We start from the raw sequence: 15123 nt of genomic DNA on the forward strand, positions 1-15123 counted from the left end.
ACTTGTTTATATAAATTAGTACCAAATGAAATTAGTGCAAAGTTTCATTTAGGACAAGACTATAGTGAAGAAAGGTTTAATCGAGTAAGTGAGCATTTAAAACAAAGAGGAACATCAAAAGATTTAAAAACATTAGCCTTAATCCAAGAGTTTAGAAAGAATTAAATACTATATAATCCTTTTATAATTAAAATTTTTATAGAATACGAGAATCATAAACTAAGGTAAACCATGTCTAGAAAAAATACTTCAAGTGTAGATACAACTGAAGGCGATAAAATCGCAAGAAAATCTCGGGAAATAAAAAATGCTATTCCTGTAAGTTTTGACCATAAGAAAGCAGATGAACAAGTAATCAATGCTAGAAAAGGTGCAAATGTAGCTTTAGCAAAAGCAAAAGCTAAGAAAAAAGCTAAGATGGCAAAAGCCTCTAAAAAGAAAAATAAAAAGTAGTACTTAACTTTTTATTTTTTTTATATACCTGTAAATTGATGGTTCAGACATTTGCAGTTTTGTTGCAACTTCTTGTACTGAACCTCTTATATTAAATATTCCACATTCATTTAAGGCTGAAATTACTTCAGTTTTTTCTTTAGGTGTCATTCTTGTTGGAATAACATTAAATTGATTTATAATCGCATCAATTTTATTAAGTGTCAATTCTTGACCATCTGAACTTAGGTTTTCTTTTATAATATTTAGTGAAGCTATTTTATCATCAACATAATTAGGTAGTAAAGATGTTAGAAAAGATAAAGAATTTTTTACATCTTGATAATCTGAATTTAAACCTAAAGCTCCCACAATCTTGTTTGAATCATCTCTGATAAAATAAGTCGAAGAGTATAAAAGTTTGCCTTCTACGTTTTTTGAATTGTAATTACATATAAATTGTTTATTCCCTTTTGATTCGCTAAGAATAAAGTCTAACATTAAATCTGTTATAGAATCTCCTATTTTTCTACCACTTATATTTCCATTGATAATATAAACAATAGATTTTTGGTAATTTGTTAAATCATGAAGAATGATTTCAGTATTTTCCCCTAATACTTCTCCTAGGAAATCCGCAATTGATATGTATTTTTTTATATATTGATTCAAGAATTAGCCTTAGATAATTTGATAAGAAACATTATAGAAAAATAATAAATTATTGTCAATTAGATAATAAATTATTATTATGATAATAAAAATGTATTAAATTTATACAAAAATTAGCACAAATGATAAAAATTTATTATATACTGTCTTTAATGAAAAAAAATTATTACAAATAAGGAATAAAAATGAATTCTAAAAAAGAAATTAACTCAAAAAAAGCACCAGGTGCAATTGGACCATATTCTCAAGCTATAGAAAAAGATGGATTTGTATATGTATCAGGACAATTACCAATTGACCAAGTAACTGGTGAATTTGCTGGAGAGGATATTGCATCACAAGCAAAACAGTCTTTAGAAAATACAAAATATATTTTAGAAGAGTCTGGTTTAGAAATGAATGATATTTTAAAAACTACAATTTTATTAAAAGATATAGAAGATTTTGCAGTGGTAAATGAAATTTATGGAGAATATTTTCAATCGCCATTTCCAGCACGTGCAACATATGAAGTTGCAAGATTACCAAAAGATGCTTTAATTGAAATAGAATCAATTGCAAAAAAATAAAGTAAAATAAATTTATTATATATTAATGGAGAAGTAAGATGAAAAAAGATGTTGTAATTATAGGTGGTGGTTGTATTGGACTTATGTCGGCATATTGCTTACAAAAAAGTGGTAGAAGTGTTACTGTAATAGATAAAAATGATATTACTAATGGAACATCTTTTGGTAATGCAGGTTTATTATCTGCTTTTAAAAAAGCTCCATTAAGTGCTCCAGGAGCAATTACTGATACACTTAAATTAATGTTAAAAGGAGAGTCACCTGCAAGTGTTCATCCTACATTAAATCTACATTTATATAAATGGCTTTTAAAATTTGCAGCAAGTTCAACACAGGCTAGATTAAAAAGAACATTAGCTTTATTTGAAAGATATGGACAAATCAGTTTAGATATGTATGAATCTATGGTTAATGATGATGGAATAGATTTCCATTTTAGAAAAGATGGATTACTAATGATTTATACAGAACAAGAAACATTTGATGCAAAAGCAGCTCATTGTAATGATCCTAAAGCATATGAAATTCTTTCAAAAGAAAGAACAAAAGAGTATATGCCAATTTTAAATGAAAAAGTAATTGGTTCAATTCTTTTAAAAGAAAATGGACATATTGATCCAGGTGAAATGATGTTAGCTTTAAAAAAATATTTAGAAGAAAAAGGTGTGGAGTTTCTTTTAAATGAAGAAGTAGATAGATTAGAATTTGAAGGTTCAAAAGTTAGTAAAATAAGAACTTCTAAGAATGTTTATGAAGCCCAAACATTTATTCTTTCTACTGGTGCTGATGATAAACTTGCACGTCAAGCAAAAAATAAGTTTATGATGACTCCTGCAAAAGGTTATAGTCTCACATTTAAAATGGATGACGAATTAAAACCTAAAACAACATCTTTATTTGCTGATTTATTTATAGCTATGACTCCAAGAAGAGATACAGTTAGAATGACTTCAAAACTTGAATTAGGTACTACAGACCCTTCAATTGTAAAAAAACAAATTGATAGTATTAAGAAAAACTTAGCGCAATATACAAATGACTTTGAAAGAAGAGATGTTGTTGAATGGTCAGGATTTAGACCTCTTACACCAAATGATATTCCTATTTTAGGGTTTGATGAAAATTATAATAACCTTGTTCATGCTACAGGTTTAGGTTGGCTTGGAATTACATTTGCTCCATCAATTGGGAAAATAATAAATGATGTAATTACAGTAGATAAGAAAAATGAAACAAATGAAGATATTTTATTATTCTCTTCTTTTTTTCAAGGATAGATTCTGTTAAAATAAGGAAATGTAAATAGGAGAAAAGATAATTGAAATTATCAAGACCTGTATGGGCTGAAATCAATTTAGATAATTTAGCCCATAATATAAGAGAAGTAAGAAGAGTTGTTAATAAAAACTCAAAAGTAACTGCTGTTATAAAAGCTGATGGATATGGGCATGGTGCAGTCGTTATTGGACAAATTTTACTTGAAAATGGAGCAGATAGATTTGCAGTTGCTACTTTAAGTGAAGCAATACAATTAAGAACTGCCTTTGCTGATACTGAGATAATGGTATTAGGATACACTCCAAATGAATTTGCTAGTGATATAATAAAAAATAACATAATCCAAACAATTTATACAATAGAACAAGCTAAAGAGTACTCAAATGTAGCACTTTCTTTGAACAAAAAAGCAAAAATTCATATAAAATTAGACACAGGAATGAGTAGATTAGGAATGGTTTTTTCTGATGAAACTATCTATTCTATTTTAGAAATGTCAAAACTTGAAGGTTTATTTATTGAAGGTATTTTTACTCATTTTGCAGTTGCTGATGAACTTGATAAATCGTTTACATTTCAACAAGTAGATAAATTTAAACATATTGTTAGTAAATTAGAAGAAAAAGGATTAAATATTCCTATAAAGCATGTATCAAATAGTGCTGCAATTATTGATTTGCCTGAGTTTAATTTTGATATGGTTCGTGCTGGTATTATGTTATATGGTTTATATCCATCAGAGCATGTAAATAAAAATGTAGTTGAATTAAAAGAAGTTATGTGTTTAAAAGCAAATGTTTCACAAGTAAAACAACTTGATGCAAATTGTGGTGTTAGCTATGGTTTAAAATATAAAAGTGATAAAAAATCTCATGTAGCAACTCTTCCAATTGGTTATGCAGATGGATATACACGAATGTTATCTGGAAAAGCAAAGGTTATGATAAATGGAGTTAAAACATCAATAATTGGAAATATATGCATGGATCAATGTATTATTGATGTCACAAATCTTAATGTAAAAGTAGGAGACGAGGTAGTTTTATTTGGTGGAAATGATGCTAATGGTATCAGTATTGATAGTGTGGCAGAATCTTTAAATACAATTAATTATGAAATAGTATGTATGGTAGATAAAAGAGTTCCGCGTGTTTATATACAAGATAAAAAAATTATTGATATTAAAGATTATGTATTAATTTTAAGTAATAAAAAAAGCTAAAATTTTTTCCATCAAACAACACATTTTATAAGAGTCATGATATATTTATTATAATAATTACTTATAATTTAAACATAAATTAATATAAGAAAAGTTAATATTTGTTTATATAATATTATAAGGAAAAATTATGAAAAATAAAATATTAACTACTTTAACAATTTTAAGTACTTTTACATATTTAAACGCAATGGATATTGTTAAATCTCCCGAACCTAAGAAAGAAAAAGCTAAAACTACTTTAGGTCTTTATGTGTCAGGATCAGAAGCTGGAAAATATCTAAATGCAAATAAAAATGCAATACTTGTTGATGTAAGAAGCCCTAGTGAGCTATTGTTTATTGGTGCAGCTAATAGAATGGATATACACGTTCCATTAATGACAATAGACGATTCTAAATATAATAAAAAGTTTGGAAGCTATGATGTGAAAAAAAATAAATATGCTATTGATGAAATTGTTTACGAATTAAACAAAAAAAGTGTTAAAAAAGATGAAGCAATATTTATAACATGCAGATCTGGTTCTAGTAGAGCAGCACCTGTTGTAAATGCATTAGCTAAAAAAGGTTTTACAAATGTTTGGACTTTAATTGATGGATATGAAGGTGGAAAAGCAAAAAGTGGTAATTTTAAAGGTGAAAGAGTAGTTGATGGTTGGCTGCATAGTAACTTAGAATGGTCATGGAAAGTTCCATCTGAAAAGTTGTGGTTTAAATGTAAATACAAAGATTTAATGAATTCTAATGATGCTGCTAAGTGTAATAGTTTATAAAAAATATACTTAATTAAAACATACCTCAGAGGATAGTATATAAAGAAATATAACAAAAATACTATTCTTTGTGGCCTATAACTTTTTTATATGTCCTAATCAATCAATTATGCATCTATTAAAATACTTGATTAAAATTCGATAAAAGGTTAATATCAAACTCTATTCTTTTAATTAAATTTGTAGTAAAGCATCTCTTATTTGCATATAGGCAATTAAAAATTCAAATAGCATTCTCCAAAATAACTCCATAAATATAAATACAATAAGAAAGAATAAAATAAATTTAGCTTTTTGTTTTCTAGTTAATATTTTCCATAATAACTCATTTGTATGAGTATATGAAGTTTTTAGTAGTTTATATTTTCTAATAATCCAAGTTAGTAAAACCCAAGAAAAAATTGGTAAGATAATTGCACCAAGATAATAAAACATTATTAAAGCGTCACTACTAATAAAAGTTTTGAATGTTAGAAAATTGCTAAGACAGTCACTAAAAGTTATAGTTTCCAAATAAAACCTTTTTTTAAATAAGAAATATTATAGCTAAAAGCATTTAACTAAAGATTTAGTTATTCAGCAATATTAAAAAAGAAAATATGAGAGTGTTATTATAAGTAAATCTTATTTACTAAAATAAGATATTCTTATTAAAATTAAGCAAAGTTTTATTTTTATTATATTAGAATACTTTTATCAAAGGAAAAAGATTGTCTTTTGAGAGAAAGGATTTAATATGGCTTGTGATACAAGTGTAAAAGCTAGAAAAGAAAATAATTCAAATAATAATAACGATATAGAAAATAATACAGATATAAAAAAGGATAAAAAAATGAGTTCAAGTATGGTTCAAAAATTAATGCCAGAGTTTAAAATGGATGCATATGATGCAAAAACAGGTCACTACACAACAGTTTCAGATAAAGATTATATGGGTAAATGGGCAGTAGTTTGTTTCTACCCAGCAGATTTTACTTTTGTTTGTCCAACTGAAATTGCAGCTATGAATGCACACTATGATGAATTTCAAGAACTAGGTGTTGAAATTTTAGCAGTATCAACTGATACTAAATTCTCACATAAAAGATTTGTAGAAACTGAGCCTATTTTAGAAGGATTAAAACTTACTATTGGTGCTGATACTACAACTGCTGTTAGTGAAGATTTTGGTGTATTAATTGAAGAAGAAGGTATGGCATTAAGAGGAAGATTCTTATTTAATCCAGAAGGTATTTGTGTTGCTCAAGAAGTTCAAGCACCAATGGTTGGAAGAAATGTAAATGAATTTTTAAGACAAGTTAGAGCTTGGCAACATGCAACAAAAACTGGTGAAGTTTGTCCAGCAGGTTGGAGACCAGGTAAGAAAACACTTCCAGTTAATACAGATGTAGAACAAATGACAGGTAGAGTAGGTGATTATATTACGATTGAAGAAATTCTTTCTTAATATTTAGCTTCATTAAAAAAAGGATTAGTATTAATACTAATCCTTTCTTTTATAAGTTTGATAATTGCGGTCAGCCCTTTGTGTTGTTACTAACATTTGACCGCAACTATGAGATTTAACTCTTCATAGGTTTTTTTGTATCTAATATACTCTGTTCTAGAATAACTTATAAATATTAGTTTTGAATTAGTTGTCTAACTATCAATTAATAGAAAATTTCTTTTATCTTTTACTAAATTAATAAATAATTTTTTCCATAAAAAAAGGTTAATTCTTTCGAACTAACCTTTTTGTTTTTTGAAGTAAATATTTATTCAGCTAATAAATTTCTATAGAAATCTCTATAGTTTGTATCTTTTTCATCTCTAGCTTTCATTGCTGCTCTTGGATGTTCGTTTAATTGTCCTGTTAACATATATGGAATTGAGTAACCCCAGTCAAGTTCTTTTTCTAATGGAATAATAAACTCTTCAATGAATTTTAATACAGGCATTAATTTATACTTTGGATTTTTTAAAAAACCAATTAAAAGTTCCATTGGACAATTTCCAGCACCTCTTCCTAATCCAGAGATTGTAACATCAAGAAAACTTGTACCATATGTTAAAGCTTCAATAGTGTTTGCATATGCTAATTGCATATTATTATGTGCATGAATTCCAATTTGTTTACCATGTGCTTGTGCAATAGTTAAATACTTTTCAGTTAACTTGTTAATTTGCTCAGGGTAAAATGAACCAAATGAATCAGCAATATAAATTACATCAACACTAGATTTTGCAACAGTTTCTAAAACTTCTGTTAACTCATCATCAAATGATTTTGAAATAGCCATAATATTAATAGTAGTTTCATAACCTTTTGCATGAGCTTCTTCTACAAGTTCGATTGCTGCTGGAATTTGGTGAATATAAGTTGCGATTCTAATCATATCAACAACAGATTCTTCTGCTGGAAGTAATTCTTCATTTACAGTTCTTCCAATATCAGACATTACTGCAATTTTCATATTAGTATCGTTGTTACCAACAATTCTTCTAATATCTTCTTCTTTACAGAAATTCCAAGGTCCAAACTCTTCTTCACTCATAATTGAAGGTGAATTGTTTTTTCCAATTTCCATATAATCAATTCCTGCTGCTACACATGTTTCATATTGTGCTTTTACAAAATCATCTGTAAAGTGAAAATTGTTTACTAATCCACCATCTCTAATAGTACAATCAAATACTTTTATATCTTCTCTTACTGTAAGTATTGAACCTTTTCTTTCAATCATAAATACTTCCTATTCTCTTTTAATAATTATTGTTGAAATAATATCTTAACACTGCTCAATAGAACTTTAAAATCTTGATTTATTTCAATGAATAGCATAATTATTACATGTATAATATAAAAAATTAAAAAAATTGGATAAAAAATGAAAAAAACAATAATTACAATTATAAGTACAGCTTTTATTTCTACTCTTTCTGTGCATGCAAGTTCAAAAGTTGAAGTAGTTACAAACGAGACTTCAGCAATAAATATAAATCAAAAAAAATCTAATGTTACAATTGATGAGTGCAAAAAATATTTAGGTCCTGAGAACTATAATTTTATAATTGAAATTTATAGTGATGAAAATATTGCACTTTTAAAATGTGAGCAAGAACTTAAAAAATAGATATTGACGCTATATTTCTATGTTATAGTATTGAATTATTTACCTTTATTATTAAAATATTAAAAGGATTGTTATGAATTTAATACAAAAAATATCGATACTAGTAGTATTGTTAGTATTTACTGCTTGTGACCATAATAATCCAATACCTCCTTCTAAACCTAAAGTTTTTGACCCTAATGTAAAACCTATTATAAATGGTAATTGGTATAAACCAAAAGTAAATACTTCTTGGCAAATACAATTATATAAAGAAGATAAACTATTTAATACTTCTTATGATGTACAACTCTATGAAATTGATTTATTTGATGTAAAAGATGAAACAATTAAAAAATTAAAAAATGACGGTAGAAAAATTATATGTTATTTCTCCGCAGGCACTTATGAAAACTGGAGAAGTGACAAAGTGTCTTTTCTTAAATATCCTACTTTAATAGGAAAAAAACTAGATAATTGGCCAGGTGAGCGTTGGCTAGACATTAGAGATGAAAGACTTGCACATATAATGATAGCTAGACTTGAAAAGGCAAAAAGAATAGGTTGCGATGGTGTTGACCCTGATAATGTAGATGCTTATGAAAGTAGTAAAGAAGTTACAGGTTTTGAAATAAGTGAAAAAGATCAATTGGCTTACAATAAGTTTTTAGCAAATGAAGCTCATAAAAGAGGACTTAGTATTGCATTAAAAAATGATATTGAACAAGTAGAATTATTAATAGATTATTTTGATTTTAGTGTAAATGAAAGCTGTATTAAACAAAAAAACTGTGAGAGCTTAATACCTTTCAAAGATAAGAATAAGCCTGTATTTAATATTGAGTATACAAGAAATACTATAGATAAAGTTTGTAAAGAAAGTAAGAATTATAAGTTTAAAACTTTAATTATGGATGATTTATTAAGTGATGAATTTAGACATAGTTGTTTTTAGAACATCTATTAAATTGTAAAAGGAATTAGTTATGAATAAATTAATATATATTTTTTTATCATTTTTTTTGATAAGTAGTTTATTGGCAAAAAGTGATTTTAAAAGAGTTGGTGATACGGTTATTGATAATAACTTAAATCTACAATGGCAAGACAATCCTCTTTCACGTGATACAAAGCTATTTTTAGCTGATGCAATTAAACATTGTAATGACTTGGATTTTGTTGGATATAAAGATTGGAGATTGGCCTCTTATGAAGAGCTTTTAAGTTTAGGAGATTATGAAGTTTATAAACCTACAATAAATGATATTTTTAAATTTACTGCTTCTGGACATTATTGGACTGTTTTATATAAAACTACTCAATTAGGAGAGCATATTACATTACAAGATTATACAGAAGTTAGAAGAATCTATTTTAGTGATGGATATTCTTATGATAATGATAGAACTGGAAAAGCTTATGTAAGATGTGTTAGAAGTACTTTAAAAGATTAAAAAAAGGCAAAAAAACCTTTTTTTAATTGCTTACTAGTATGAAGTTAAACTTAACACATCTTCTTTTTTATCGTATGAATACATCTCATAGTTTATAGTTTTCTCTTTAATAGCTGTTACTGCCATTCTATCAGCTAATTCATTTCCTTCAATTCCAGCATGGCCTTTTACATGTTTTATTTCTATTAAGTCTTTTATTCTTTCGTATAATTCATGTGTCTTTTTAATAAGTTCAAGATTTTTAATCTCTCCACCTTTTTTAGTCCAGCCCTTAGCTTTCCATCCATAAGCCCAAGTTGTAATACAATCTATACTATATTTTGAATCTGAAAAAATTGTGATAATATTTTCTGAACTTGTTTGTTTTGCAATAATTAAAGCTTGATAAAGTGCATTTAACTCTGCTATATTATTTGTGCCATTTTCTACAAAGTCTCCATGAAGAAGTACTGGATTTTTATGGTTTGAATATATTGCTAAACCACTTCCTGCAAGTCCTGGATTTCCTGAGCATGCTCCATCACAATAGATTCTAATATGCTCTTCATCATCTTGATTATTTACATTTTCTACTTTTGTTTTTATATTATTAAATTTTAAAACCATATTATAGTTTTTTAAAATCTGCTCTTGAGCTTTAATAGCTAATTTACCTTTTAAAAGCATTAGTCTATTTGCATCATTTTTTAAAATTTCTTTGTCTAAAATTTCTTTATCCCAAGTAAAACTTGGTGGATATGATAAGTTTAATATTTTACATTGTTCTTTATTCAGTGTTTGTTCGTGAGCTATAAGTTCTATAAATTCTTCTGTTATTTGCATATAATTTCCATATTTTTTGGAAATTATATCAAAATTATATGCTTTTTACTATGCCCAATCTAGAAGTCTTTTATCGCCTTCAAGTTTTTTAATATCTGTAATATCTTGAGACATTTCAATTACACCTTTGTAATTAAGCTCTTCATCTCTTACTGCAAAATATCTAATGTGAATAAATTTGCCTTTAAATTGAATCCAAAACTCAGCAGTATCTTGACGTCCAGCTTTAAACTCTTCAAGAATTTTAAGTACTTGGTCAACACTTTTAGGAGGATGACAAAATTTAACTTCACGTCCTATAATTCCAGCACTTCTTGGGAAAACCCTATCTTCACCTCTATTATAGAAAATTACAATATCATTTTCATCTACATAAGTAATATCAACAGGTAAGAACTTAAAGATAAAGTTTACATGTTCAGGAGTTAAGTATCCTTCATCATAATGTGTTCTATTATCAAGACTAAATGGAAGTTTTCTTTTTTTCTTATCAGCACTTGGATGAACATACTCATCTTCTTTAACTTCAGGATATCGTACTGGATCAGCTGCAAACATCCAACCAATCTCTTTATCTCCCTCATACATCTCTTTCCAATCATCTTCACTTAGCATATCAAGCGCACGTGGTAATAATCTTCCTTCTTCAACTTGTGAAAGATGATCTAAGCTGTTAAATAAAGCTATTGATTCATTTAAAATATTATGTGAATCTTTTTGCTCAACTTTTTTTCGTAAAGCTTTTATCTCTTCTCTAATTTGGTCATGGAACGCCCACATTCCCTGGCTTGGACCTGTCCATCCATACTTTTCTAAGTATGGAAATAGTTGATTTTCTTTTCTTGCAAAGTGTTTTTCTACTTCACATATTTGGTTAAAGATGTTATAGAAAGTTTGATAATCTTCATCCATATTAGTTTCAAAAAGTTCTTGGAAAAGTTTTTTTATTAAAATATTTTCTTCAAGATAAACTCTTACAGGATGGCCTTGCGGAAAATTTTCAGTTCTATTTGATAAGTTATTCATTTTAGTTATATTCCTTAAATTATTTCTTACAAATATAACCGAATGAATTTACTTTTCCATGATATTTATCAATTTTATGTTTTGTTTTGATATTTTATAAATAAAAATAGTCCAAGCATAATAAGTACTAAACCTATTATTGAAAATGAAGAAAGGGAAATAGTTCCAAAAAGTAAAAAGCCTCCAAGCATTGCGAATATAACTTCACTAGCTTGTGTTGCATCAACTGCTGCTATTTCATTTGAATCTTTTGCTATTCCTCTTGCATATAGAAAAATAGTTGTCGCAAATACTCCTGAAAATAGTGCTACAAGTGAAGAGTTTAAAACTTGTGAAGAGCTAGGGGCTGATGGTTGAATTATTAAAAGAAGTATAAGCCAAAAAGGAATAGAACCTAAACATAAAAGCATTACTTTATTAAAACTATTTTTTAATAAAGAGGATTTTATATGAGGTACTTTAGTACTTGATCCATTTTGACTCTCCCAAATTAATTGATTTCCTAAAGGATAACAAAATGATGCAAGAAGTACGGGAATTCCACCATAAATTAATGTTGAAAGTTCAAAATTATCAATATGTGATAGATTTACTAAACAAACACCTATGAAAATTAAAGAAGAAAAAAACCAAATCTTTTTAGGAAAAGATTTTCCAAAAAATAGCAATACAAATAAAGTAGCAACAATAGTAAACTGCCAAGATGCTGCAATAACCCAACCAGGTGAAAAGTCAGCTGCAAAACATATAAGGGCATAAAAGAAACCAAAGCCTATAGTTCCACTTATTGTCCAAAATAGGTAGTTTTGTTTAAAGAGTTTAACTATATCAGTAAGCCTTTTTATTCCACCTTGAAAAAGTAAAATAATAGCTAGAAATAAAATCATAAAAAAATATCTAAGCGTTGCTGAATATAACCAATGTCCACCTTGGACACTCATTAACTCATTTAGTACAAAAGTTGTACTAAAAAAAGCTCCTGATAATATTCCTAAAACTATTAGTTTAAACACGTTTTATCATTAACTCTAATATCTAAAAAGAGGACTTAAATTCCAAGGAATAGAAGCTAAGATTAAAACTAAACCAATTGTATAATATATTATTTGTGTTTTATATTTCTTTCTTTCATCTTCAATTCTTTTAGATTTAAATGAACCTATAGTTATAAGAATAATCGCAAGTAGCATAATACTTGTATGTTCAACTGCAAAGAATCTTAACTCATAAATAGGCATTGAATCTTTTACATTTTCTAAGAATATGTTTATTTTTTCGCTTGTATAAAATACGTATAATCCAACTACAAACTGTAAATGAACAAATCCTACTGTTATATGTGAAAATATTCTATTAAATTTTGAAAATGGTTTATTTTGAAAAAAGCCTTTATATAAACAGTACAGATGTACAAATAGTGTTATAAGAACTAGCCAACGTAAAATTGAGTGTATTATTAATTCTATTGTTTCCAATATTTTATTCCTTTAAATTTTTATATTTTAATTTCTATTCTTCATTTCTTTTATAAATAGCAAAGAAATGAGGAACTGAGGGTATTTGTGTATCATCATAAGCTAAAAAGTTTATTTCTTCTAAATTATCATCACGCACAAATTTATTAATTTCATCATAGTCTAAAGGCAAGGGTATATCATTCTCTTGCTCACCTTTTTTTCTACTTCTACATGAAACTAGTGCATATCCTTGTTTTTTAACAAGGTTTGAAATAGCCTTTCTTGCTTGAATTCTATACTTTCCTGGAAGTACTTGTATTGTATTGCACTCATAAACTACATCAAAGTTTTCAAGCCATTGTTTATCATAATCAAATAAATCTGCAACTAGATATGTAACTTTTGAGTTTGGATATCTACTTTTACATAATTTTATTGCTTCTTTGGATATATCAAAGCCAATTACTTCATAGCCATATTCACTTAAAGCTTGGGCATCATCACCAACACCACATCCTACAACAATTGCTTTTTTTTGTTTTGAAGAAGCTGGGTTTTCTTTTAGCCATTTTACTAAATAAGGACTTGGCTGTAAATCAGCCCAAAAAACAGATTTATAATCACCTTGTGCATCTATATAAATAGAATCAAACCAGCCTGTAGGATTATCATTTTCTTGAAACTTTTTAACCATTTGTTTATATGCTACAGGATCGAACTCTTTCATTTTGTTTTATTTAGCTTCGTTAATAATCTGTAATAATGTTTCTTGAGTTTCTTGAGCTAATTCTATAAAATCAGGATTGATATCATCAACTAATTGTGTTAATGAATTCATAGCTATATTTGTAGTACCATTATCTGTATAAACTGATATCTTACATGGCATAATAACTGATAAAGACATATCTTGTCCTAAAAACTCTTTTGCAACTTTTGGATTACAAACGTCTAAAATTTGACACTCTTTTTCAAAATCAATACCTTTTGAATTTAAAGTATTTTTTACATTATGAATATGTAAAACTCCAAAACTATAATTTGATACTATTTCTTGTATTGTATCTACTACTTCTTGAACGCTTTTAGTTGATTCTTCTATATAATGCATTTATATATTCCTTTTTATTTTAAAATCTTTAAATTTTTTGTAATTATAATATCTTCTTTATGGAAAGTAGCTTTTATTAATTATTTTTTGTTGTTGTTTTAATACTCTCTTTTTTCTTCTTTAAAAAAGATGTTGTAAAAAATATCTCTTTTTGAAATAAAATTAATGATGTAATAAGTGAAAGCATTGCAAAAATAAATAAAGTTGCGATAATAATTGAAGCATCAAATTGCAAGATTGAACTTAGAAACATTGTAACAATTACTAAAGCTATTAAAAGTCCTGTCATAGTACAAAGAGAAATAGATCGGTTTATATTTTGCATTCTAACTATTAGTGATAATCTTCTCATCCTTGATTTCTCTTCTGCTATTTGCTTTGCTTCTGCTGTTTTTTTATTCTCAATACCTGCATCAATTTTTTCTACTTTATCAATAATTCTAGCTAGTCTTCCTGTAAAAACATTTAATAGCCCAGCAACACCTGCTAGTAAGAATACAGGTGCTACTGATAATTGAATTAAGTGAGAAACTGTATTAACTTCATCTGGGGCAAGAGGTACTATCATTATTTAATCCTATTTATTAGTATAATTTATTTGAATTGTGATTTTATCATAATTTGTATTTTCAATTATCTTTATTTGGATATAATGCATAAAATTTATGAATATATTAGAAGGGCACAAGAATGGCTAAAGGTAAAAAGACTGTAATTAAAGAGATTAAAAAATTAAGTGATAATGAAATTTTAATTAATGGTAAAGAGTATATTATTATAGATGATACAGAAAATATTGAAACTGCAACAACTATGAAAATTTCATCAAATGGTAATAGAATTTTAAGATTCGAAGATGCTAATAAAAAAGCAAGAATTGATGTAAAAAGAAATATTAATATAATGAAATATACTTTTGGAAATAAAGAAGCAGCGGGAAATTTCAAAAAAGGTTATGATAAAAATTTTCTAACAAAAGATGATTCTTCTGAAGTTATAGGACATACAACATGTCATAAAAAAGCTATGGAAATGATATATAAATTTACTGACAAGAAAAGTGATGAATATGACAAAAAATCAGGACATACAAACTTTTATTTATTTGAGGAAATCAAAGATTAATAAATTGTATTACAATTTGAAATAAAACAAAAGCACTTCTTTAAAACTCTATATACTTTCATAATCTTAAGCTTAAAAGGAAAAT

The 15123-nt window shown here is 27.0% G+C and carries 20 protein-coding genes; 10 read left to right on the top strand and 10 right to left on the bottom strand.

Translation table 11 applies throughout. The annotated features are described in order from the left end of the window. Positions 1 to 231: 231 nt before the first annotated feature. Positions 232 to 453, top strand: a complete 222-nt coding sequence (locus GBG18_RS10145) for a hypothetical protein (RefSeq protein ID WP_152190775.1) — start codon at positions 232 to 234, stop codon at positions 451 to 453. Between the two features lie 3 nt (positions 454 to 456). Here GBG18_RS10145 and GBG18_RS10150 read toward each other — a convergent pair whose 3' ends face one another. Then, the gene (locus tag GBG18_RS10150; protein ID WP_152190777.1) at positions 457 to 1104 is read right to left on the bottom strand and encodes a helix-turn-helix transcriptional regulator; all 648 of its coding nucleotides are present in this window, start codon (positions 1102 to 1104) and stop codon (positions 457 to 459) included. A 185-nt stretch (positions 1105 to 1289) separates the two neighbouring features. On the opposite strand from GBG18_RS10150, the gene GBG18_RS10155 reads away from it, so the two are divergent. The 4 genes from GBG18_RS10155 (at position 1290) to GBG18_RS10170 (ending at position 4948) form a co-directional block, all read left to right on the top strand. Continuing rightward, positions 1290 to 1673 carry a RidA family protein gene (locus GBG18_RS10155; protein WP_152190778.1) on the top strand — a complete coding sequence of 128 codons (384 nt, stop codon included), beginning with the start codon at positions 1290 to 1292 and terminating at the stop codon, positions 1671 to 1673. Between the two features lie 38 nt (positions 1674 to 1711). After that, positions 1712 to 2950 carry an NAD(P)/FAD-dependent oxidoreductase gene (locus tag GBG18_RS10160; RefSeq protein ID WP_152190780.1) on the top strand — a complete coding sequence of 413 codons (1239 nt, stop codon included), beginning with the start codon at positions 1712 to 1714 and terminating at the stop codon, positions 2948 to 2950. 41 nt (positions 2951 to 2991) lie between these two features. Beyond that, the gene (gene alr / locus GBG18_RS10165) at positions 2992 to 4173 is read left to right on the top strand and encodes an alanine racemase (protein WP_152190782.1); all 1182 of its coding nucleotides are present in this window, start codon (positions 2992 to 2994) and stop codon (positions 4171 to 4173) included. Between the two features lie 130 nt (positions 4174 to 4303). Continuing rightward, positions 4304 to 4948, top strand: a complete 645-nt coding sequence (locus GBG18_RS10170) for a rhodanese-like domain-containing protein (protein ID WP_152190784.1) — start codon at positions 4304 to 4306, stop codon at positions 4946 to 4948. 174 nt (positions 4949 to 5122) lie between these two features. Here the strand turns inward: GBG18_RS10170 and GBG18_RS10175 are convergent, their stop codons facing one another. Next, positions 5123 to 5461, bottom strand: coding sequence for a DUF4282 domain-containing protein (locus GBG18_RS10175; RefSeq protein ID WP_152190786.1), 339 nt, complete (start codon positions 5459 to 5461; stop codon positions 5123 to 5125). Positions 5462 to 5684: 223 nt separating this feature from the next. Between GBG18_RS10175 and GBG18_RS10180 the strand changes: the two genes are divergently transcribed. Then, positions 5685 to 6395 carry a peroxiredoxin gene (locus GBG18_RS10180; RefSeq protein WP_152190788.1) on the top strand — a complete coding sequence of 237 codons (711 nt, stop codon included), beginning with the start codon at positions 5685 to 5687 and terminating at the stop codon, positions 6393 to 6395. A 310-nt stretch (positions 6396 to 6705) separates the two neighbouring features. Here GBG18_RS10180 and GBG18_RS10185 read toward each other — a convergent pair whose 3' ends face one another. Next, positions 6706 to 7674, bottom strand: coding sequence for an aldolase catalytic domain-containing protein (locus GBG18_RS10185; protein WP_152190789.1), 969 nt, complete (start codon positions 7672 to 7674; stop codon positions 6706 to 6708). 144 nt (positions 7675 to 7818) lie between these two features. Between GBG18_RS10185 and GBG18_RS10190 the strand changes: the two genes are divergently transcribed. The 3 genes from GBG18_RS10190 (at position 7819) to GBG18_RS10200 (ending at position 9497) form a co-directional block, all read left to right on the top strand. Further along, the gene (locus GBG18_RS10190) at positions 7819 to 8064 is read left to right on the top strand and encodes a hypothetical protein (RefSeq protein ID WP_152190791.1); all 246 of its coding nucleotides are present in this window, start codon (positions 7819 to 7821) and stop codon (positions 8062 to 8064) included. Between the two features lie 73 nt (positions 8065 to 8137). Continuing rightward, a complete protein-coding gene (locus GBG18_RS10195; RefSeq protein WP_152190793.1) occupies positions 8138 to 8998 on the top strand; it encodes an endo alpha-1,4 polygalactosaminidase in 861 nt (286 codons plus the stop codon). Positions 8999 to 9029: 31 nt separating this feature from the next. Then, the gene (locus GBG18_RS10200) at positions 9030 to 9497 is read left to right on the top strand and encodes an Lcl C-terminal domain-containing protein (RefSeq protein ID WP_152190794.1); all 468 of its coding nucleotides are present in this window, start codon (positions 9030 to 9032) and stop codon (positions 9495 to 9497) included. 33 nt (positions 9498 to 9530) lie between these two features. Here GBG18_RS10200 and GBG18_RS10205 read toward each other — a convergent pair whose 3' ends face one another. From GBG18_RS10205 to GBG18_RS10235, 7 genes are all read right to left on the bottom strand, one after another. Next, a complete protein-coding gene (locus GBG18_RS10205) occupies positions 9531 to 10319 on the bottom strand; it encodes a ribonuclease H family protein (RefSeq protein ID WP_152190796.1) in 789 nt (262 codons plus the stop codon). Between the two features lie 48 nt (positions 10320 to 10367). Further along, complete coding sequence (locus tag GBG18_RS10210; RefSeq protein WP_152190798.1) at positions 10368 to 11345, bottom strand: DUF438 domain-containing protein; 978 nt, start codon at positions 11343 to 11345, stop codon at positions 10368 to 10370. Between the two features lie 74 nt (positions 11346 to 11419). Next, on the bottom strand, positions 11420 to 12358 hold the full coding sequence (locus GBG18_RS10215) for a DMT family transporter (RefSeq protein ID WP_152190800.1): 939 nt from the start codon (positions 12356 to 12358) through the stop codon (positions 11420 to 11422). Positions 12359 to 12373: 15 nt separating this feature from the next. Further along, positions 12374 to 12820 carry a hypothetical protein gene (locus GBG18_RS10220; protein WP_152190802.1) on the bottom strand — a complete coding sequence of 149 codons (447 nt, stop codon included), beginning with the start codon at positions 12818 to 12820 and terminating at the stop codon, positions 12374 to 12376. Positions 12821 to 12854: 34 nt separating this feature from the next. After that, positions 12855 to 13529: a class I SAM-dependent methyltransferase gene (locus tag GBG18_RS10225; protein WP_152190804.1), complete on the bottom strand. Its 675-nt coding sequence runs from the start codon at positions 13527 to 13529 to the stop codon at positions 12855 to 12857. A 6-nt stretch (positions 13530 to 13535) separates the two neighbouring features. Next, positions 13536 to 13913: a DUF302 domain-containing protein gene (locus GBG18_RS10230; RefSeq protein WP_152190805.1), complete on the bottom strand. Its 378-nt coding sequence runs from the start codon at positions 13911 to 13913 to the stop codon at positions 13536 to 13538. 76 nt (positions 13914 to 13989) lie between these two features. Beyond that, positions 13990 to 14481 (bottom strand): DUF2721 domain-containing protein, encoded by a 492-nt coding sequence (locus GBG18_RS10235; RefSeq protein WP_152190807.1) that lies wholly within the window; start codon positions 14479 to 14481, stop codon positions 13990 to 13992. Between the two features lie 122 nt (positions 14482 to 14603). Here GBG18_RS10235 and GBG18_RS10240 point away from each other — a divergent pair, with 122 nt between their 5' ends. Further along, positions 14604 to 15038 (top strand): hypothetical protein, encoded by a 435-nt coding sequence (locus tag GBG18_RS10240; RefSeq protein WP_152190809.1) that lies wholly within the window; start codon positions 14604 to 14606, stop codon positions 15036 to 15038. Positions 15039 to 15123: the final 85 nt, after the last annotated feature.

It is taken from the genome of Poseidonibacter ostreae (genome assembly GCF_009208075.1).
Lineage (GTDB): Bacteria > Campylobacterota > Campylobacteria > Campylobacterales > Arcobacteraceae > Poseidonibacter > Poseidonibacter ostreae.